The 18,518-nt window shown below is 69.1% G+C and carries 17 protein-coding genes and 3 pseudogenes; 11 read left to right on the forward strand and 9 right to left on the reverse strand.

What is annotated here, in order from left to right:
* The first annotated feature begins 258 nt into the window (after positions 1 to 258).
* Both ACIHEJ_RS40095 and ACIHEJ_RS40100 read left to right on the forward strand, forming a co-directional pair.
* The gene (locus ACIHEJ_RS40095; protein ID WP_400142795.1) at positions 259 to 1,038 is read left to right on the forward strand and encodes a hypothetical protein; all 780 of its coding nucleotides are present in this window, start codon (positions 259 to 261) and stop codon (positions 1,036 to 1,038) included.
* Positions 1,039 to 1,197: 159 nt separating this feature from the next.
* On the forward strand, positions 1,198 to 1,938 hold the full coding sequence (locus ACIHEJ_RS40100; RefSeq protein WP_400142797.1) for a class I SAM-dependent methyltransferase: 741 nt from the start codon (positions 1,198 to 1,200) through the stop codon (positions 1,936 to 1,938).
* Between the two features lie 69 nt (positions 1,939 to 2,007).
* On the opposite strand, the pseudogene ACIHEJ_RS40105 reads toward ACIHEJ_RS40100, so the two are convergent.
* Positions 2,008 to 2,307 (reverse strand): annotated as a pseudogene (locus ACIHEJ_RS40105) (IS5/IS1182 family transposase); the annotation flags it as partial.
* Between the two features lie 99 nt (positions 2,308 to 2,406).
* On the opposite strand from ACIHEJ_RS40105, the gene ACIHEJ_RS40110 reads away from it, so the two are divergent.
* The gene (locus tag ACIHEJ_RS40110) at positions 2,407 to 2,673 is read left to right on the forward strand and encodes a DUF3592 domain-containing protein (RefSeq protein WP_400142799.1); all 267 of its coding nucleotides are present in this window, start codon (positions 2,407 to 2,409) and stop codon (positions 2,671 to 2,673) included.
* Positions 2,674 to 2,963: 290 nt separating this feature from the next.
* Here ACIHEJ_RS40110 and ACIHEJ_RS40115 read toward each other — a convergent pair whose 3' ends face one another.
* Complete coding sequence (locus tag ACIHEJ_RS40115) at positions 2,964 to 3,491, reverse strand: CGNR zinc finger domain-containing protein (RefSeq protein ID WP_400142801.1); 528 nt, start codon at positions 3,489 to 3,491, stop codon at positions 2,964 to 2,966.
* A gap of 387 nt (positions 3,492 to 3,878) precedes the next feature.
* On the opposite strand from ACIHEJ_RS40115, the gene ACIHEJ_RS40120 reads away from it, so the two are divergent.
* The 5 genes and pseudogenes from ACIHEJ_RS40120 (at position 3,879) to ACIHEJ_RS40140 (ending at position 8,067) form a co-directional block, all read left to right on the forward strand.
* Positions 3,879 to 4,829: an RNA-binding protein gene (locus ACIHEJ_RS40120; protein WP_400142805.1), complete on the forward strand. Its 951-nt coding sequence runs from the start codon at positions 3,879 to 3,881 to the stop codon at positions 4,827 to 4,829.
* Positions 4,830 to 5,281: 452 nt separating this feature from the next.
* Entirely contained in the window at positions 5,282 to 5,656 is a 375-nt protein-coding gene (locus ACIHEJ_RS40125) for a hypothetical protein (RefSeq protein ID WP_400142807.1), read from the forward strand.
* 193 nt (positions 5,657 to 5,849) lie between these two features.
* On the forward strand, positions 5,850 to 6,236 hold the full coding sequence (locus ACIHEJ_RS40130; RefSeq protein WP_400142809.1) for an ArsR/SmtB family transcription factor: 387 nt from the start codon (positions 5,850 to 5,852) through the stop codon (positions 6,234 to 6,236).
* Between the two features lie 1,007 nt (positions 6,237 to 7,243).
* Positions 7,244 to 7,438: pseudogene (locus tag ACIHEJ_RS40135) on the forward strand (hypothetical protein); the annotation flags it as partial.
* A gap of 182 nt (positions 7,439 to 7,620) precedes the next feature.
* A complete protein-coding gene (locus ACIHEJ_RS40140) occupies positions 7,621 to 8,067 on the forward strand; it encodes a hypothetical protein (protein ID WP_400142811.1) in 447 nt (148 codons plus the stop codon).
* A gap of 153 nt (positions 8,068 to 8,220) precedes the next feature.
* Here the strand turns inward: ACIHEJ_RS40140 and ACIHEJ_RS40145 are convergent, their stop codons facing one another.
* The 6 genes and pseudogenes from ACIHEJ_RS40145 to ACIHEJ_RS40170 all read right to left on the reverse strand — a co-directional run.
* Complete coding sequence (locus tag ACIHEJ_RS40145; protein ID WP_400142813.1) at positions 8,221 to 10,428, reverse strand: xanthine dehydrogenase family protein molybdopterin-binding subunit; 2,208 nt, start codon at positions 10,426 to 10,428, stop codon at positions 8,221 to 8,223.
* A complete protein-coding gene (locus ACIHEJ_RS40150; RefSeq protein WP_400142815.1) occupies positions 10,425 to 11,414 on the reverse strand; it encodes an FAD binding domain-containing protein in 990 nt (329 codons plus the stop codon). The genes ACIHEJ_RS40145 and ACIHEJ_RS40150 overlap by 4 nt, the downstream gene beginning before the upstream one ends.
* Complete coding sequence (locus ACIHEJ_RS40155) at positions 11,401 to 11,931, reverse strand: (2Fe-2S)-binding protein (protein ID WP_400142817.1); 531 nt, start codon at positions 11,929 to 11,931, stop codon at positions 11,401 to 11,403. The genes ACIHEJ_RS40150 and ACIHEJ_RS40155 overlap by 14 nt, the downstream gene beginning before the upstream one ends.
* A gap of 498 nt (positions 11,932 to 12,429) precedes the next feature.
* Positions 12,430 to 12,945, reverse strand: coding sequence for a hypothetical protein (locus ACIHEJ_RS40160; RefSeq protein WP_400142819.1), 516 nt, complete (start codon positions 12,943 to 12,945; stop codon positions 12,430 to 12,432).
* Between the two features lie 169 nt (positions 12,946 to 13,114).
* Positions 13,115 to 13,669: a hypothetical protein gene (locus ACIHEJ_RS40165; RefSeq protein WP_400142821.1), complete on the reverse strand. Its 555-nt coding sequence runs from the start codon at positions 13,667 to 13,669 to the stop codon at positions 13,115 to 13,117.
* A gap of 449 nt (positions 13,670 to 14,118) precedes the next feature.
* Positions 14,119 to 14,250: pseudogene (locus ACIHEJ_RS40170) on the reverse strand (IS110 family transposase); the annotation flags it as partial.
* Positions 14,251 to 14,531: 281 nt separating this feature from the next.
* Between ACIHEJ_RS40170 and ACIHEJ_RS40175 the strand changes: the two are divergent.
* The 3 genes from ACIHEJ_RS40175 (at position 14,532) to ACIHEJ_RS40185 (ending at position 17,117) form a co-directional block, all read left to right on the forward strand.
* The gene (locus tag ACIHEJ_RS40175; protein WP_400142823.1) at positions 14,532 to 14,759 is read left to right on the forward strand and encodes a hypothetical protein; all 228 of its coding nucleotides are present in this window, start codon (positions 14,532 to 14,534) and stop codon (positions 14,757 to 14,759) included.
* Positions 14,760 to 15,502: 743 nt separating this feature from the next.
* Positions 15,503 to 16,336, forward strand: coding sequence for a PIG-L family deacetylase (locus ACIHEJ_RS40180; RefSeq protein ID WP_400142825.1), 834 nt, complete (start codon positions 15,503 to 15,505; stop codon positions 16,334 to 16,336).
* 469 nt (positions 16,337 to 16,805) lie between these two features.
* Complete coding sequence (locus ACIHEJ_RS40185; protein WP_400142827.1) at positions 16,806 to 17,117, forward strand: hypothetical protein; 312 nt, start codon at positions 16,806 to 16,808, stop codon at positions 17,115 to 17,117.
* Between the two features lie 191 nt (positions 17,118 to 17,308).
* Here the strand turns inward: ACIHEJ_RS40185 and ACIHEJ_RS40190 are convergent, their stop codons facing one another.
* Positions 17,309 to 18,472, reverse strand: coding sequence for an oxygenase MpaB family protein (locus ACIHEJ_RS40190; RefSeq protein WP_400142829.1), 1,164 nt, complete (start codon positions 18,470 to 18,472; stop codon positions 17,309 to 17,311).
* Positions 18,473 to 18,518: the final 46 nt, after the last annotated feature.

The raw sequence follows: 18,518 nt of genomic DNA on the forward strand, positions 1-18,518 counted from the left end.
CTTCCTCAAGAGGTGGCGAGCAGCAGGCAACCCCAAGCCCGCAGTCGGTCGCCCCACATACGGCAGGCGTATCGGATCGGGCGGCTGGATGAGGGCACCTGGGCATGTGCGACAGCCCAAAGTGCCGCCCTGATTCGAGGTCCTCGCGGCTCGACTTCGACGCCTTCGCATCGACGCTGGCCGCAGCCTGCAAACCGACGACGTGACAAGTCTTTGATCACGTAGCCTTCCTGGCACGAAGACGACAAGGGGAGGATCATGAGAGGCAGAACGGCCTGGGCCGCGGCCGGTGGGGCGGCGGCACTGGTGCTGACGACAGCGACCGGAGCACACGCGGAGGGGCGGGGCGACATCCGGGTGGTGAATACCGTCGTCAACCGCGGCGGCAACGTCATCGTGGGTACGTCGAAGCCGATCCGCTACCCGATCGACATCACCATCAAGGACAACTCAGGGGTGAAGGGCCTCACGCACGTCAGCACCTTCAACAAGGCGAACGCCTACACCTTCGCGACCTGGGACGGCGACTCGTTCTGCAAGAAGAAGAGCGCGACCACCTCCGTATGCCGGGCCACGATGACCATCGACCCCGGCTGGATCGCCGACAGCGATGACATCGACACCAACAAGGTCGCCGGCGTCTGGCAGGTCAACGCCACCGTCAAGGCGAACGACGGCGACTACTGGATCTCCGACCACATCGCCGAGTACAAGGTCAAGCGGGCCGCCCAGCTCACCACGGTGATCGCCCCGGAGAAGGTCGCCAAAGGCGCCAAGGTGACCATCACCGGCAAACTGTCACGGGCCAACTGGGAAGACCTGAAGTACCACGGGTTCACCGGCCAGCAGGTCAAGCTTCAGTTCAGGAAAAGGGGCGCTGCCCACTACACCACGGTCAAGTCCGTCACGACCGGCGACGCCGGAAAGCTGACCACCCAGGTGACCGTCACCTCGGCAGGCGACTGGCGCTGGTACTTTCCCGGCACCACAACCACTTCTCTGAAGGTGTCGGCCGGGGACACACTCAACCTGAAGTAGCCGACGAACAGCGCATCTCCACACGACGCGGACCAGATCGTCACCGACGCCTAGGCTCGTCCGGCGGATTATAGGGCGAGCCGGGGCCGGACCGAGGCGAGGGCCGGCCAGTGCCCTGATCGTGTTGACCGCCCCGGCAGGCAGTGCTGGAGTCGGCACGTGGACAGCATCCCCGCCAACCGGCGGCTCTGGAACCAGATCAGCAGCGCCTACCAGCACAAGCACGACCCGCAAATCGGCGCCACACCCCGGCTATGGGGCATGTACTCCATCCCCGACGCGCACCTGCACGCCCTCGGCGACGTCACCGGCAAGCGCGTCCTAGAACTCGGCTGCGGCGCCGGCCAGTGGTCCAGGGCGCTCGCCGCCGAGGGCGCCACCGTGGTTGGGCTCGACCTGTCCGAAGCCCAACTGGCCGCAGCGGCCCGCGCGATGGGAGCGGCCCGCTACTCGCTGGTGCAAGGCGCCGCCGAACGACTCCCCTTCGCCGCCGACAGCTTCGACCTGGTGTTCTGTGACTTCGGTGGGCTCAGCTGGGCACCCCCGCACCTGGCCGTCCCGCAGGCCGCACGCGTCTTGGGCCGAGGCGGGCGCCTGGTGTTCAACGTCGCCAGCCCATGGTTCGAAGCTTGCTACGACGAAGCCGCCAGCCGCGTGACCACGACGCTGCAGCAGGACTACTTCGGGCTGAACACCATCGCCGAAGACGACGGCGCGACCAGCTATCAGCTCACCTACGGCGGCTGGGTCAAGGTCCTGCGCGGCGCGGGCCTCATCATCGACGACCTCATCGAGCCGCGGCCCGAACTCGGGACACCCAACGGCTACAACGAAACCGACCCACCCGACTGGGCACACCGCTGGCCGGCGGAACTGCTCTGGGTAACCCACAAACCGTAAGTTCCGCCGCGCCGAAACGTGAAGGCATCCCCTCGCCGACGAGCCCTAGTCCAGGGCCTGTCCGGCTGATCATGGGCGGAGCCAGAGCCGGATGCAGGCGAGGGTGGGGGTCCGTGGAAGACGTAGGCGCGTTTGTCGAAGCGTGTGGCCGCGTCTTTTGCGGTGGGCCCGCTGATCTCGGGGCTCGGAAATGGTGTGCTTGATCTGGCTACGTCGCAGGTAGCGGCGGTTGCGCCGGGAGGAATGCGCCTCATCGCCGCCCAGGTGGTCGGGCCGGGTGCGCGGATGCCCGCCACCTGGACGGTGGACACGGATGCGTTCCATAACCGGGATGAGCTGCGGGGCGTCGCCCCACTGGCCAGAGTTCAAGCAAGCCATCGAAGACCATGCCCGAGTGATTGGTGACCGGGCTCGGTGCCGTACAAGCGCGGCTGCGTCGGTACGGCGTCCACGCCGGAGGGGGTGGTGGTGGACCAGTATCTGGCGTCGGCGGACGATGATTTGACGCCCGTCATCGAATTCACCGACCGGCAGGGCAGACCCGTCAGGTTCACGTCTGTGGCGACGGGGACGGGGCTGGACCTTGGAACGCATGTCCCGGTCGTCCATCTGCCCGAACACCCCGAGGCTGTCAGGGGGTTCACCCGCAGGCACCTCCGGCCCATGTACATCAGCATGCTTGCCGGAGGCGGGATCTTCCTCGGCGTCGCGGTGTGGATCGTGCTCAAAAGCTGAGCTTGTTCTCCTTCCTCTTTCTCACGAACGGATCCGCAATCGACTCGGTCTGCATTCGGGCTACAAAAGGGGGCTGACCGGACCGAATCCGACCCATCACGGCAAGCCGGGATCGAAGATCCACCTGATCGGCGACCGCAACGGACTGCCGCCGCCGCTGGGTATCTCCTGCTCAAACCGGCACCACAGGCCCTGCAAGCGCGATGCCCTGCACGGACGGGCTTGGCGTGCACCCAACGCGACGGACGTGTCGCAGGCGTGGGGCCCACTTGGAAGTACCGAGGTAACGATCACTCCCCTGATCTAGGGTTTTTGCCGTGATTCGCATGGAAGCGCGCTTTCTTCTGACGATTCCCGCACGTGTTCATGTCACACCATTTGCGGGTGCGACTTTGACTGATGTCGAAGAAGGCAGCTTGGCAGGTTGGTGACGCACACAAGGCCAATCTTCCGTCTCGTTCGCCCGCGATGATGCTGATCGCGTCGGCGGCGATCACGCTGAGGGCATCTTCCACGCAGGAAGCCGAGCTGAGCCGCCATCGCCGCTTACCGTCGGGCGTCAGGATGGCCGCGGCCCGACCCTGAGCGCTGCAGTCATTGATGACTTGGACAGCAGATGCAGGGAGAGCGTCGTGGATCGCCGCCGCTGTCGCGGCAGCGTGAATCGACTCCCTCAGCTCCCGAGCGAGGTCGAGCTGGGCAGGCGTGCAGGAGTCCACGGCGAGGCCGTTCACCGCCAGCCAGTCGACGAGTCGGTGCGGCGTGGGAATGCGCTCCACGGCGTTGCCGTGACGCTCCGACAGGGTGCCCGCACCCATTCGGCGGCCTGCTCGGAGGTGATGGCGAGGACGCCTCCCGGGCCGGTGATCTGGCGGGAGGCGGTCGCGGCGACAGTGATCGTGGGGTCGATGTCGACGCGGACGTCGACGCCGAGGCGGGCGATGGACCTGACCCTCAAGGCCCCCCAGGTGGGCCGGGTCGGTGCCGTGGTGACGCAGGGCTCCTCTGAGTTCGACCAGGGCGCAGGTCGGTCGCAGAGCCCGAAGGGGCGGGGGGAGGTCGGCCGGCAGTTCCAACACCTTCCGCTGGATCTCCTCCGGCAGCGCCCGGTCGGCTGACCCGGGCCGTCCCCCGAGCTACCCCCGGACTACGGAATCGGAACCGGGAACTACGCTGGCACCCCTCCGCCCAGTCCGAGGAGCAGCGTGCCGCCAGCCTTCGTCCACCGGATCACCAAGTACGACCCCGCCGACCGTGACGAGCACGGCAACTACACCGGTGCCGAGGACACGGTCAGTGACCACGGGCTGGTCGAGGCGGCGTACCTGGCGGCGATCGCCGCCTTCGCGGAGGCCTCCGGCATCGACCGGCTGGAGATCCGGGAGCCCGCGGTCTCCGGCTTCGTCCACTTCGGTGGGGAGCCGCCGGTTGCCGGACATGGTCTCGCCGGGCTCTTCCCGCCCGACCTGACCGGCTACCACGACGGGGCGGAGATCTCCCTTCCGGTGGCTCTGGAGCTGGTGCGGGCCATGCTCCGCGACCAGGGCGCCTGGTGCCGGCTGGAAGCGGGGGACAGCTTTGCCGTGCACGTCGGATGGGACCAGTACGTGTACGTAGGCAGCGACCGGCCCTGCCTGGACGCCGTGGCCCGCGCACGGGAACTCGGCCTCTTCCCGGAATCGGTGACGACGTCGCCGTACGCCGTGGAGCTTGAGGAACCGGACGTGACGGAGGTCGCCGACGCGGACTTCTGGGCGCGCGTGCGCACGATGCTGGCGTCATGCCGGACGGCACTTCTGCAGGAGGCCTACGTTCGTAACGCCGCACGCTGGCACCGCCTCACGGAGGAAAACCTCGACGCGGTGCGCGCCGGTCTTGGCCCGCGCGCTCTGCTGACCGTCTGGCCAGAGCTGACCCCCGACGTCGGCGCGGTCCTCGCCTCGCTGCCCGAGGAGGGATCTGTGGAGTTCGTCTGGGAGGCACAGGACGGGACGATCGCCCACGCGATCGTCGACGACACCGAGTACCAGGAGCTTGCGGCCCTCGTGGCCGGCGCGAAGGCGGCCTCCGCCCTGCCCCTGTACCTCGACGAACGCCACCCACTGTTCTGCGCCGTCCTACCGGACAGCGATGGTGTGCTGCGCGCCCGGTGGTGACCCGGCTCGCACGGGGCGGGCAGCCACGCGGTGCATCGAAGTCGTCCGCCCCGGCCAGGTGTCTTGCTCAGTCACAGCCCGCTGACCGTTCGAGCCCGCGCCTGGTGCACGACGCCCCGTCGACCCCGCGCCGACGGGGCGTTATGCCGTGGCGTGGGCTGCCACCACGAACTGGCTGACCCAGAATCGCGCCGCCGTGGGCACCGGGCCGTGTGCGAGCCGGACTACCGGACCACTTCAACGGTCGACGGTTTCCTGCTCGGCGCACCTTCGGCCTCAGACGACCTGGCAATTCCGCTCGCCGCGTTGTCATATCAGAGTGTCTTCCGATCATCCTGGATCGTTCTCGAACAGGCTTCTCTCCCTTCGGGTCGATGCGCATACGGTGCGATCACAGGCGGCGGGTCCGGAAACGGGGCCGACCGCAGCCGACAACCAAGGGGAGGGCGCCGATGGCGACGGTGGAAGTGGCGTTGAAGGAAATGATGACCGGGATCGAGGGGGCACTGGGGGCGGCTGTCGTCGACTACACCAGCGGCATGGCTCTGGGCACCCTGGGCGGGGGCAAGGACCTGGATCTGACGGTCGCCGCGGCCGGCAACACGGACGTGATCCGCGCCAAGGTCCGGACCATGGAGCTTCTTGGGCTCAAGAGTGAGATCGAGGACATCCTGATCACGCTGGGAGCGCAGTACCACCTCATCCGGCTGGTGACCGGCCGGAACGGAAACGGACTGTTCCTGTACCTCGTGATGGACAAGGACCGCTCGAACCTGGCCATGGCCCGCCATCAGCTCAAGCGGGTCGAAGGACAGCTCGAGGTCTAGGCCCCTTCCCGGCCGGGTTGACGCACGCTCACCAATTGAAGACTTCTTCAATCCGTCACATGGAGAGGACGACAATTCATGAACGGAATCCGCCCGGACCGAGAAAAATGAACAGGTAGGACTCATGGTGCGGCTGTGTCCTCGGGGCACCGCCGCACCATGACAGGCCACCTAGACAGGCAGGAAGAGCGCTATGCAGGTCCCTCTCTATCAAGCCAAAGCAGAGTTCTTCCGCATGCTTGGACACCCCACACGCATCAGGGTCCTGGAACTTCTGCAGCACGGCCCGGTCCCTGTACGAGACTTGCTTGCCGACATCGAGATCGAGCCCTCCAGCCTCTCGCAACAGCTGGCCGTCCTGCGCCGCGCGGGCATCGTCGTGTCCACCCGGGAGGGCTCCACCGTCACGTACGCGCTCGCCGGCGGCGACGTAGCAGAACTCCTGCGTGCCGCTCGCCGCATCCTCACTGAGCTTCTGGTCGGGCGGAACCAGCTCCTGGCCGAATTGCAGCAGACGGACACCTCGCCACCACGAACAACGAGATCAACCGAGCCGTCCGTTGAGACCGGCGCCCGCTGAGCGGAAGCCACGCCCGTGTCACCGCTGTCCCGACGGGTATTCCCATGGGCCGACCACAGGGTTGTTCTCGGCCAGCAAGGTGCGTAAGTACCGCACCAACACGCCCTCGCGTCCACCGATACGATCCCAGTCGATATCGTCGTCGGCGTCGGCTGCTGCCAGGACCGCGGCGAGGATCCTTGCTCGGGACCGTGCAGTTCCTCCCCCACCGAGATCCACCGGGTTCACGCTGCTGTCCCCGGCCCCGTCTCCCCCGGGTCCCCCATCGGCTGGGTCAGCGCATCATGATCACCCGCCCGGCGTCCCGGCTCCGTCTCGTCCAGTTCCCAGTAGTGTCGGCAGTCATCGCACCGGTACTCCGGGATCCCCACATCGATCGCGAGTACCGCCCCGTACGGGCATCCGCTGCCATCCCCGCGACCCGCACACTCCTGCTCCCAGCCATCCCCCATGCGTTCGACCGTGCGGTGTACCGGCCGTGTCCGGGCAGAGAGCGTGCCAGGCGCACAGGCGCTCACATCCGGCACCGGACCTCACCACCCGGCAGGAGCCCCAACAGCTTCCCGTCACGCCGTCTGGCCGATGATGTGGTCGGCCTTGTGCTCGTGGCGGCGACGCAGGCGACGGAAGCCGCCCGGTGGGGTGCTTGAACGCGGTCGCGTCGAGGACGCGCCGACGTTCACACCACCCGCTTCGAAGTCCGGTCCGGCAGCAACGGCTCCATGCGTGCCCGCTGGCCGTCAGGCAACCACAGACCAGACCGACCCACTGATGATCCGAAGGAAACGGCCCGGTTCTGCGCCCTGTTGAGCATCGACGCGGGCATTTCTGAGTCTGTGCACTCACGCACGGCAGTTCTCCGCGGGGCGACGGTGGAGGCACACCGAGCGACTGGAGACCATCATGCGCATGCCCCGCACGTCGAGCCGGCCCACCACCGCCCTGCGCCCCGGAAGGGTCCACGTCGCGACTGCTGCTCTCGCGAGCGCGGCCGCAGTCGTGGCTTCGTGCTGGCCATCCGGGACGCGGACGTGGTCGCGACGGTCCTGCGTCAGGCGCTGACAGAAGCGTCACCGCAGGAGCGCCCCGGCCTGGAACGCGCCGCCGCACTCGTCGAGTCCACCGCGGCCGCGACCGAGACCCGGCTGCGCGCTCGCTGGGTCCGCTCCCGGCTGGCCGCCGTCGGCTTCACCGGCCGGGTCTTCGAGACCGGGTGGTCCGACGACTACGGCTCCCTGGACCACGGCAAGTGGACCGACCTGGGCGTCAGTGGCGGAGGAGGAGGCATCAGCCTCGTCCACGCACAGCCTGCCTATCAAAAGGGCGTCGCCCCACGGCGATGGCGCGTGTCCGTATCGGCAACCGAATCGTCACCGAGCGGGCCGTGCCCGACATCGCCGCCGACGCCGATCCCGACACCGGCCTGCTGACCGGGTACATCACGTCGACGAGCCACGGCAGGGCGGGACCGTACCGGACCATGGTGAACGCCGGCACCAGCCTCGCGTGCCCGCTGATCGCCGGCCTCGTCGCCGACGCTCAGCAGGGCAGGAAGTCGGCCTTCGGCCTCATCAACCCGCTCATCTACCGGCTTGCCGGCACCCGGGCGTTCCACGACGTCCTGCCCGTCGGTTCGTCGATGCCCCAGCAGGACCGGGGTGCGTACCTCCCTCCCGGTGGTGCTCAGGACGGAACGGGTATCGATGTCTTCGACGCCGAGGACCGCGCCCAGACCCAGCAGGTCACCGTGAAGGGCTACGACACCATGACGGGCGTCGGCACACCCAACGGCGCCGGCTTCGTCACCGGCCTGCGCCACGCGGCGCGCTGACGGAAGTCGCACGCGGACGCAGCGCCGGGGCGGGCGGCCGTCGCGGCACCACCAGGCCCGGGCGGCCGTCGCGACACCACCAGGCCCGGGCGGCCGTCGCGGCACCACCAGGCCCGGGCGGCCGTCGCGGCACCACCAGGCCCTGACGTGACGTCACAGGAAGGCGTCCAGGGTGATCGGAAGTTCGCGCAGGCGTCTGCCGGTGGCGTGGTACACGGCGTTGGCGATCGCGGGCGCGATCCCGACCAGGCCGACCTCGCCGACGCCCTTCGTCCCGGTGGGGGTGGCCCGGTCCGGCTCGCCGACGAAGACCACGTCCAGGTCCGGGACATCGGCGTTGACGGCGACGAGGTAGTCGCCGAACGTGCCGTTCGCGATGCGTCCGGTGGACGGATCGGTGGCCGTGTCCTCCAGCAGGGCCATGCCGATGCCGCCGACGGTACCGCCGATGATCTGGCTCCTGGCCGTCTTCGCGTTCAGGATGCGGCCGCCGTCGATCGCGGAGACCACCCGGGCGACCCGGATGAGGCCGAGGTCCGCGTCCACCCGGACCTCCACGAACTTCGCGCCGTAGGCCCCGGCGAGGGACATGCCCAGATCGGTGGGGGCGGGTGGAGTGCTGTTCCCGTTCGCCGTGAGCTCGGACCGGCCGTGTCGTTCGAGGATGGCGCCGTACGTCTCCGCACGGTCCGGCCGGCCCACGGGATGCAGCTTCCCTTCGGAGCACCGCACGTCCTCGGCCGGCGTGCCCCGCAAGGGTGAATCGGCGTCGCCGGCCGCGAGTTCCGCGAACGACCGCACCAGGCGCCGGCACGCGTCGTGGACGGCGTTGCCCAGCGCACCGGTCAGTCCGGAGCCGCCCGCCATCATCGAGTTGGGCATGTCGGAGTCGCCCAGGTCGAACCGGACCAGGTCGAGGGGCAGGCCCAGTTCTTCGGCGGCGAGCTGCGCCATCACCGTGTAGGTTCCGGTGCCGATGTCGGTCGCCGCGCTGCGCACCAGCGCGCTGCCGTCGCTGTTCACGGTGGCCTGCGCCGCGCACGGCAGCGCGAAGTAGGGGAACATCGCGCTCGCCATGCCGTAGCCGACGAGCCAGTTGCCGTCGCGCATGGAGCCCGGCCGCGGATCACGGTCGGCCCAGCCGAAGCGCCGCGCGCCCACGTCGTAGCACTCCAGGAGCGCCTTGCCGGACCAGGGCAGCTCATTGCGCGGATCGACCTCCGTGTGGTTGCGCAGCCGTAGCTCCAAGGGGTCCATGCCGAGCGCGTACGCCAGTTCGTCCAGGGCCGACTCCAGCGCGAAGCTGCCCTGCGCCTCGGCGGGGGCCCGCATCGACGTCGGCAGGGCGATGTTCAGCCGGGCCTGCCGGTCCCGGGTGATCACGTCGGGACACCGGTAGGCGTACGCGGTGCCCGAGGTGAACGGTTCGAAGTCGGTGTCCTCCATGCCCAGGGAGCTGAGGCTGCGGTGGTCCAAGGCGACCAGCCGGCCGTCACGGGTGGCTCCGACGCTCAGCCACTGCACGCCGCTGGGGCGGTGGCCGACGGAGGTGAACATCTGCGGCCGGGTCAGTACCAGTTTGACCGGCCGGTTCAGCGTCCGGGCGGCCATGGCGGTCAGGATGACGTGCGGCCACGCGCGCAGGCCGGCGCCGAAGCCCCCGCCGACGTAAGGCACGAGGACGCGCACCGAACTCTCGGGGATGCCGAAGACCATGGCGAGGGTGGTGCGCACCATGGACGGCCACTGGCTGGTGTCGTGCACGGTCAGGCTGTCGCCTTCCCAGGCGGCCAGCGTGGCGAAGAGACCGAGGGGATTGTTGGTGTTGTCCGGCGTCGTGTACACGGCTGACACGACCACGTCGGCGGACTCCAGCGCCGCGGCGGGGTCACCGCGTGTGGTGTCCATGTCCCAAGGGTCGACGACCTGCTCGGCACGTGGGTCGTGGAGGTCGAGCAGTGGCTCCGTGACCTCGTAGTCGGCGTGCACCAGGCGTGCCGCGGCGGTGGCCTGTTCCGGGGTCTCGGCCACCACGAAGGCGATGTGCTGTCCGTGATGCATGATCCGGTCGTTGCGCAGCGGTGTGGCGGGGGACGCGCCGAGCGCGGTCACCGGACCGGTCCCGACCTTCGGGGCGTTCTCGTGGGTGAGGACCGTCAGGACGCCGGGGGCCGCCTCGGCGGCCTCGGTGTGCATCCGGACGATCCGCCCCGCGGCGATGGTGCTCTGCACCAGTGCCCCGTAGGTCTGGCCGGGGACGTCGAAGTCCATGGGGTACGGGGCGGTGCCGGTGACCTTGCGCGGGCCGTCGACCCGGTTGACGCCCGTGCCGACCAGCGGTCTGCTGCTGACGGTGCTCATGAGGACACTCCGGAAACGGTCTGCAGTTCACGCACCAGGGTGCGGCGGGCGAGCGGCACCTTGAACGCCGTGCCGGGTACGGTCCACGCGTCCCGCATCGTCGCGTCGGCAGCGTCCCGGAAGGTGGCCGTGGTCGCTGGGCCACCGGTCAGTACGTGCTCGGCCTCGTAGGCCCGCCAGGGCTTCGTGCCCACGCCGCCCAGGCCGACCCGCGCCAGCCGGATCGTGCCGCCCTCGACGACCAGCATGACCGCGGCCGACGTGAGGGCGAACTCGTACGACGCCCGGTCACGGACCTTGAGGTAGCCGGATCGGGCGGCCGGCGGGGGCAGCGGGATCTCCACCTCGGTGATCAGCTCGGCGTGCTCCAGCACGTTCTCACGCTCCGGGCTCTCGTCGGCCGTCACGTAGAACTCCGTCAGCGGCACCGTGCGGGATCGCGACGGACCCTGGATGTGCACGATCGCGCCGAGCGCCACCAGCGCGACCGCGAGGTCCGAGGCGTGCAGCGCGATGCACCGTTCGCTCGCACCGAGCACGGCGTGCATCCGCGCCACCCCGTTCACCGCGGCGCAGCCGGAACCCGGGGCGCGTTTGTTGCACGCGCCGACCGTGGGGTCCCGGAAGTAGCGGCACCGCGTGCGCTGCAGCAGGTTGCCGCCGATGGTGGCCATGTTCCGCAGCTGGACCGAGGCGCCCAGCAGCAGAGCCTCACGCACCATGGGCAGCCGCTCGCTCACCGTGGTGTCGGCTGCCAGTTCCTCCATGGTCACCAGCGCCTGTACGTGCAGGGTCTCGCCTCGGCGCTCGATGCCGTGCAGCGGGAGCCGGGTGATGTCGATCAGCCGCGGCGGCTCCAGGACCCCGTCCTTCATCAGGTCGAGCTGTGTGGTGCCGCCCGCCAGGCAGGAGGCGGCGGGATCGTCCGCCAGCATGCGGACGGCCTCGCGGGTGTCGGTGGCCCGGACGTAGTCAAAGGTGCGCATCGCGGCCTCCTCGGGACGCCGCGTCTCGTATCGCCGCGACGATGTTGGGATAGGCGCCGCAGCGGCACAGGTTGCCACTCATGAACTCCCGGATCTCCTCGTCGGAGCCGGTCCTGCCCTCGGCCATGAGCGCCACCGCGGACATGATCTGTCCGGGTGTGCAGAATCCGCACTGGAAGCCGTCGTGCTCCATGAACGCCTGCTGCACCGGATGCGGCGCGTCACCGGCGGAGAGGCCCTCGACGGTGGTGATCTCCCGGCCCTCGGCCTGGGCCGCGAGCGTCAGACAGGCCAGTACGCGTCGGCCGTCCACATGGACCGTGCATGCACCACAGGCTCCCTGGTCGCAGCCCTTCTTCGTGCCCACGAGCCCCAGCCGGTCACGCAGGGCGTCCAGAAGGGTGACCCGGGTGTCGAGGCGCAGAGTGTGCGACTGCCCGTTCACGGTGAGTGTCACGATCCGCTCGGTGCTCGCGGGACGCTCCACCACGTCCCGGCTGCTTGCCGCGTCCGCCATCGCGTCCTCCTCCGGACGGGTCGCATGGGGTTGGCCCTGCTCAGGGACGGAACCGAGGGCCGTACGACCCTTACGTGCAGATTTGGGTGTTATGCCACCTTATCGGCCGAACAGGTGTTTCTGCATTCGGTTTGGTTTGAGCCTGGAGTGGTCGTTCCTGGCCTCGGCACCGTGTCGCGGCGCGCTCGGCGCTGGTCGGCCGCGCTCGGCGACGGTCTGCACGTCACACCGCCTTGTGCCTCTTCTCGCTTCGGCGATGGCCCCGATGCCCGCCCAGGGGCAGGGCGGGCGGTTCTGCTCAGCGGATGGGGTGGGTCGTGGACGGCGCGCTGCAGGGCATGCCGGGGGGCTCGTCATCGGCCTCGACACGGCGGCCGTACCGGCCGAGGAAGCACCGGACGGCGGCAGCATCGTCCTCCGGTCGGACGCAGTCCCGGACGGCAAGGTCGAAACGCATGACCCAGGGCCGGCACACGCCACCGGCAGTCTTGCCGCGCCTCAGGCGATCGACGGGTCCGACTCCTCCTGTACGGTCCAGCGCACACCGTCCGGAAGGGCATGGGAGGCCTCCGCGATACCGCGCACCGGCAGTACGACGACCGGGACCGCGGCCAGGGCGCAGAGAAGCCAGTCGAGCGCCCAGGGCATGGCGTCGGGGCCGACGTAGAGGACGGGAGCGGAGATCAGGGCGGCCATCAGCGCACCGCCGACCGTGCGACTGTGCACGGCTGCCGAGAACTTGGCGATCCGAGGCAGGCGCCGGACCGGGCGGTCGGAGGCGGCGGCACGGCTGTCGCCCCTGAGGAAGGGCCGGGCCTCGTCCGGATCCGAGAGTCCCATGACCACCTCTCCGGTGTCGGCGACGAACGCCGCGGGCAACTCGTCCCTGGCGTACGCGCGCCCGCGTTCCTGATGTACGACGGACTTCAACTCGCCCGGTACGGCGAGGGATCGGGGGGGCCGGGCGGGCCGGGAACCGGCAGCACCGTCGACGGCCGGCAGACAGGCGGCCACGGACCCGCGGGGCAGCCCCCGGCCCCACGACGTCCTCTGACGCGCGTCCCTCCCCTGCTGCGGGGCACGGCGAACGCGCGATGCCCGATGTGGCCGAGAACTGGGGGGAGGACGCATGCCTCGTTGACGATGGGCCGCGTCTCGCCGCCCCGGACGAAGCGGCCCGCCGTCAGGCGCTCAGGCGCCCACGGTCCCCCATCACCACGACGGGGTGAAGGCGGGGATCGAGGGTGCCCAACAGGGTCTTCATCCCGGACTCGGGAACGGTGACACAGGCAGACGTGCCGTCGCCGTGGTCCAGGTGCAGCCATATGCCGCCACCCTTCTCCACTCCCTGGGGACGGTTCCAGTCGAACGGCGGGAGGCCCTTGAGCCGGTTGTAGTCGATGGCGATGACGTAGTCGAAGTCGTGGGCGTGCTCGTCGCCCTCCTCCGTCATGGACGCGAAGGCGTTGTCGTCGTACCAGTAGCGCAAGCGGCTGCCCGGATCCTTGCGAGCCCCTCCCGCATCCGTCAGGGAAAACGCACCGACCGGACTGCGCTCGTCGTCCATGTGATGGTCGGTCGTCCAGCCCAGCCTGCCGTTGTGCGCGGGCCAACTGCCCGTCCTTTTCCAGGCAGTGCCCTGCTTCTCATAGAGCACGACGGTGCTCTCGGCGGAGTCCCGGCCGTCGCCGTAGACGACCACCGCCTGGCGGCTGTCGACCGGCACGCGCTTCCACATGCGGCTTCCGACGCCCGGGAGGCGGGGAGCCGCTTCCGGTCCGAGGGAGCCGGACACCGCCGGGTTGTTGAGACCCGGTGCGCCGGCGCGGCTACCGCGCCCGCCGGCTCCGGCGCACGCCGCGGTGCCCGCCAACAGCACACCGCAGGCAAGAGCCACGGATATGGCATGACGCACCCCACCGCGCCGCACCGGCACAGGACAGGCCCGTATGACAGTAGATGTCCGCATGATCAGGATGCTGCGGTGGACGGCCACGGCATGCATCCGCAGACGGCATCCGGCCTAACGGCCGCGCTCCGGCCAGGTTCATCACCGGCCCGTGTGCCGACAGAGACAGATCGCTGTTCGCGGCGACGACGTACGCGGCCGGGCGACGCAGATCCTCGGCGGGATGCCACAACCTGTTCAGCTCCGGGAACGTGTGGTGGCCCGGCCTTTCGGGGGGTGCCTCTGTGTCTTTGGTCGGAGGCGGGGTCGAGCAGGGCCGCGAACGCGAACAGGATCATCGCGCGTTCGAGCTGCCGGTTGCCGCCCCGGGGCGCGTGTTCGCCGTGGACCGGCGTTCCCGACGACTTGGTGGCCGCCGGTCGTTGTTCGGGGACGGCCGCGAACGAGCGGGCCGGGGACGGGATCACGTTGTCGAGGGTGCCGGCGACCATCCACGACGGCCTGCTCGTCGAGTGCCTCAAGACGGGCGGGCCTGCCCCTGCCCTGGAACGAGTCCGGCCACGACGTCCGGATCACGAGGGCCGAGTTCACCCACGTCCCCGAGGGGATCAAGGTCATCGAGTACCGGGCCCTCAACGGTGAGGACACCGACGGCAACGTCCTGTTCGCCCGCACCGACGGCAAGGGCAGCGTGGCCGACCTGTTCAAGGTGCGGAACTACGCGGGCCATCCCGTGACGGTCAAGGCGAAGACCGGCTCCCACGTGTACTACGTGGCCCGGATCAAGGTCACCGGCCCGATCCACGGCAATCTGTCCGGCTGTCGCTTCTGGTACACGGAGAAGTCCACGGAGTACCGGCAGCAACTGGACTGCTCGACCATCGTCCGGCTGGGGAAGCCCCTGGAGGACGAGAAGTAGGTCGGCGTCGCCGCCGCCTCCGCAGCGCCTGTGTGCCCGCCCCCGCCGGGGCGGGCACACTCGTCTTCACCGCGGGGGCGCGGGGCGCTGCACCGTCCGCCTCGGCAGACCGTCCTCGACGAACACGAGCCCGTCATGGTCGGCCGGGCGGGCCGGCTCCAGTGGTGAGCAGCCGAACCAGGGACCCCGCAGACGTACGCCAGGAACTGGACGGTGGTGCGCAGGATGTGGAGGTCGCCGGCGAGCGCGGCCTGGACGACGTAGGCGAGTACGAGGGCGCTGCCCCTCCGGGCGCGCAAGGCCCCGAGCCCGGAGACGGCTCGGAGACGGTGTGTGATCACGGCGTCCATCACCGCGGCGGCCCTCCCGCGTTCCGCGTCCTCGATGCCGAGGCGCCGCATCAGGAGCATGCCGTCGCAAGGGCATTCCGTTCTGCTCGCTCTCCGACGAGCATCCCGTGGAACGGGTCACCGTGAATCCGCGGCGGCCAGTACACGGGCGCCGGCGCCGAGGCCAGGAAATGTCCCTGCGCTCGGCGGGAACAGCCGGTCCGGCCAGCACTGTTGCACCAGCCGAGGGACCGGCACGCGCGGACGGGGACCAGAGAGACCAAAAGATCGTCCTCCCCGACGCTATCCGGGCCCCCGGTCCGCGGTACGCCCGGTCACCCGAAATCGGGGCGACCCCTGATGCGCCTGCCGCAGACTCGGACCGAGGCTTTTTCACACAGGAGGACTGTTTTCATGAATGACCGGCGCTTGACGCTCATGGCGGTGCACGCCCACCCCGACGACGAGGCCACTGGAACGGGAGGTGTCCTGGCACGGTACGCGGCGGAAGGCATCCGCACGGTTCTCGTGACGTGCACCGACGGCCGTTGCGGAGACGGACCCGGGGGTGTCAAGCCGGACGACCCCGCCCACGATCCGGCGGCCGTCGCCTTGATGCGGCGCCAAGAGCTCGAGGCGAGCTGCAACATCCTGAAGGTCGGTCATCTGGAGACGCTGGACTACGCCGACTCCGGGATGATGGGCTGGCCGACCAACGACGCCCCCGGATCCTTCTGGCAGACGCCAGTGGAGGAGGGCGCCGCCCGACTCGCGGAACTCCTGCGCCGCCACCAACCCGACGTGGTCGTCACCTACGACGAGAACGGCTTCTACGGCCACCCCGACCACATCCAGGCCAATCGCATCACGATGACGGCGCTGGCGATGACCGGGCAGACGCCGAAGGTGTACTGGACGACGGCGCCCCGTTCGATGATGCAGCGGTTCGGGGAGGCCATGCGTGAGTTCGGTGCGGACTGGCAGGAGCCGGATCCCGCCGAGGCCGCCGCGATGGCCGAGATCGGACTTCCCGACGAGGAGATCACCACCTGGGTGGACACCACTGCGTTCGGCGGTCAGAAATTCGATGCCCTGGCCGCGCACGCCAGCCAGGGCGAGAACATCTTCTTCCTCAAGATGGGCCAGAAGAAGTTCACCGAGTTGATGGGCGTCGAGACCTTCGTACGTGTCCAGGACACCACCGGCGCGGCCGTGCCCGAGAACGACCTCTTCGCCGGACTGCGCTGATCCGCCCGCTTCTCGGGGACCCGGGAAAGCTGATGGTCGGTACGGCTCGATCGAGCGGGTTCGCCTGCCTGGCGGCCTGCTCACCCTCGAGCCCAGCGGTATGCACCCTGCACAGGGGTCTGGGACAGGGAACTGTCCCAGACCCCTGTGCATCCGTGGCGCAGCAGGCCGCGAGTCCGCGGATATCGCGAGCGAAGTCGGGGCCGGGTAGCTGCGGCTCCATTGCGGGTTCGGGGTCGGGGACCGAACAGTGTCTCTTCTGAGGCCCGCTTCGGGTACGAGGTCGCCGCGGTGGCTTTCAGCCAGCACGTAACGGCCGAGGCAGGCGAGCCCGTCAACGGGCTGCCTCTCACCTCGCTGTTATTCTCTGCAGATCACATGACTCAGGGGGAAGTCCGTGCTCACGTCGGTTTCCACGGAGTGGCCGTGGCTGTCGGCCATCACAGCCCTCGTGGTCCACTGCTCCGCCATGGCGACATGGATACCGATCCAGAGGTTCTGGACGGTGTACCCCTTCATCTGGGTGGTGTGCGGCACCGGAGCCGTGGCGTACGGCGCATGGCAAGGGTTCGCTCAGGAGAGCATGCTCGTCGTGTGCTCGTTCGCGCTCATCGGACTGACGATCGGCATGTACCCGACTCGCAAGCTGTTCGCGGAGTGGGCGCACGAGATCAACCAGGGAGTGACACGTGAGCGGTACGACTACCCACGCTCACACCTCGCTTTTTGTGCGGCAACCGTGGTCTTCATGTCGGCCGCCGCAATTCTGCTGGCCCGCTGACGGATCCCAGGCGGTGGACCGGTGGTCACGGGCCGCGCGTCCACGCCCGGCTCGGCCGGCGGACCACGGCGTGAGTGATCGCCGTCATGCCCACGTCCCCGCCCGACCCGCCCGACCCGTCCGACCCGTCCGACCCGTCCGACCCGTCCGACCCAGCCGGGCGATCCGGCCCTGGCGGAAAGCAACCACCGTCATGACGCGACGGACGGCGCGGGTGGTGTCCAGCGGTGGGAGCGCGGCACGGTACCGGTGACGCCGAAGTCCTTCTTCAGCTGTTCGGGGACGGCGTAGTGCATGACGCGACCCCGGGTGAGGGAGGACAGTTCGAAGATCGTGGTGAGGTGGCCCAGGCGGTCCAGAGCCCAGGCGCCCAGCGGGGAGCGGTCCTCGATGGTCTCCAGGACGCCGAGCAGGCTTGGGGCGAGTTTGACCACGCTGTCCCAGGCGGTGCGGGGAACCTGCAACCAGTCGGCGCAGGTGTCGCCGATCAGGTAGCGGATCAGGGCGGAGACGATGGGGTCGAAGAAGGTTCCGGGGACGACTTCCTCGTAGAGGTCGATCAGCTGTCGGGTCAGTTGTGCGCCCTCTGCGCTGGGCCCCATGTGGCGGACCATGTACAGGTCGAGGAACTGCCTGGCGTCTTCCAGGCCTTGGGGGACGGCGTCCTGGTCGACACCGAGGATGGCGCCGACGACGCGCCAGGCGTAGAAGTACGCCTCCGCGCCTTCGACGCTCATGTGGATGCCGAGGCGGTGCAGGCAGTCCAGGACGAGCAAGGAGAAGAACATCTGTCCCCCGATCATGTCCTCCTGGCAGATCGGCACACCCAGCGTCTCGGTGTCCCAACGGTCCTCGCGCTTGAGGTGGTGCCGGATGGACGCGTGCAGGAGGCGGACCTTCTGCGCGGCCGGGATGAACCGGCTGCCTGCTTCGAAGGCGTCGGGCTGCATCAGGTAGACGGTGAACTGCCCGGTCTCAGCCATCCGTTTGGACGGGTAGCTCAGCCCATGGGTGGCCGACAGCAGCTTGGCGACGTGGGGGACGACGTAGCAGGCCGGCATGGAGGCGAAGGACAGCGCGGTGGAGATGTGCACGTTGTTGTCGATGAAGAACAGCCGGGCCTTCTCCATCTCGGACCAGTCCACCCAGGCCGGTGGCACGCTGGTGGCGTGGAGGTACTCGCGGGCGACGTCGGGCAGCCCGTCGGGCAGAGGGGTTCCGGCGCTGGAGACGTAGCGCATCAGGGTGTTGAACGTGCCCACCTCCCCCCGTTCGAACAGGGTGGCCACCACCGCGTCGGCGAGTTCGTCTCCCGACTGGCGCAGGGCGTCCATGGAGGCATCGGTGTAGGTCATGTCGGCAGTCCCTCTCGGTGAGCCGCACGGCTTCGACGCTGAGCCG

It is taken from the genome of Streptomyces sp. NPDC052301 (assembly GCF_044593395.1).
Lineage (GTDB): Bacteria > Actinomycetota > Actinomycetes > Streptomycetales > Streptomycetaceae > Streptomyces.

Coding starts and splice junctions, on each gene's coding strand:
- ACIHEJ_RS40095 (WP_400142795.1), top strand. CDS start 259: ATGAGAGGCAGAACGGCCTGGGCCGCGGCCGGTGGGGCGGCGGCACTG.
- ACIHEJ_RS40115 (WP_400142801.1), bottom strand. CDS start 3,491: ATGGGTGCGGGCACCCTGTCGGAGCGTCACGGCAACGCCGTGGAGCGC.
- ACIHEJ_RS40125 (WP_400142807.1), top strand. CDS start 5,282: ATGGCGACGGTGGAAGTGGCGTTGAAGGAAATGATGACCGGGATCGAG.
- ACIHEJ_RS40130 (WP_400142809.1), top strand. CDS start 5,850: ATGCAGGTCCCTCTCTATCAAGCCAAAGCAGAGTTCTTCCGCATGCTT.
- ACIHEJ_RS40145 (WP_400142813.1), bottom strand. CDS start 10,428: ATGAGCACCGTCAGCAGCAGACCGCTGGTCGGCACGGGCGTCAACCGG.
- ACIHEJ_RS40150 (WP_400142815.1), bottom strand. CDS start 11,414: ATGCGCACCTTTGACTACGTCCGGGCCACCGACACCCGCGAGGCCGTC.
- ACIHEJ_RS40155 (WP_400142817.1), bottom strand. CDS start 11,931: ATGGCGGACGCGGCAAGCAGCCGGGACGTGGTGGAGCGTCCCGCGAGC.
- ACIHEJ_RS40165 (WP_400142821.1), bottom strand. CDS start 13,669: ATGTGGAAGCGCGTGCCGGTCGACAGCCGCCAGGCGGTGGTCGTCTAC.
- ACIHEJ_RS40180 (WP_400142825.1), top strand. CDS start 15,503: ATGAATGACCGGCGCTTGACGCTCATGGCGGTGCACGCCCACCCCGAC.
- ACIHEJ_RS40185 (WP_400142827.1), top strand. CDS start 16,806: ATGGCGACATGGATACCGATCCAGAGGTTCTGGACGGTGTACCCCTTC.
- ACIHEJ_RS40190 (WP_400142829.1), bottom strand. CDS start 18,472: ATGACCTACACCGATGCCTCCATGGACGCCCTGCGCCAGTCGGGAGAC.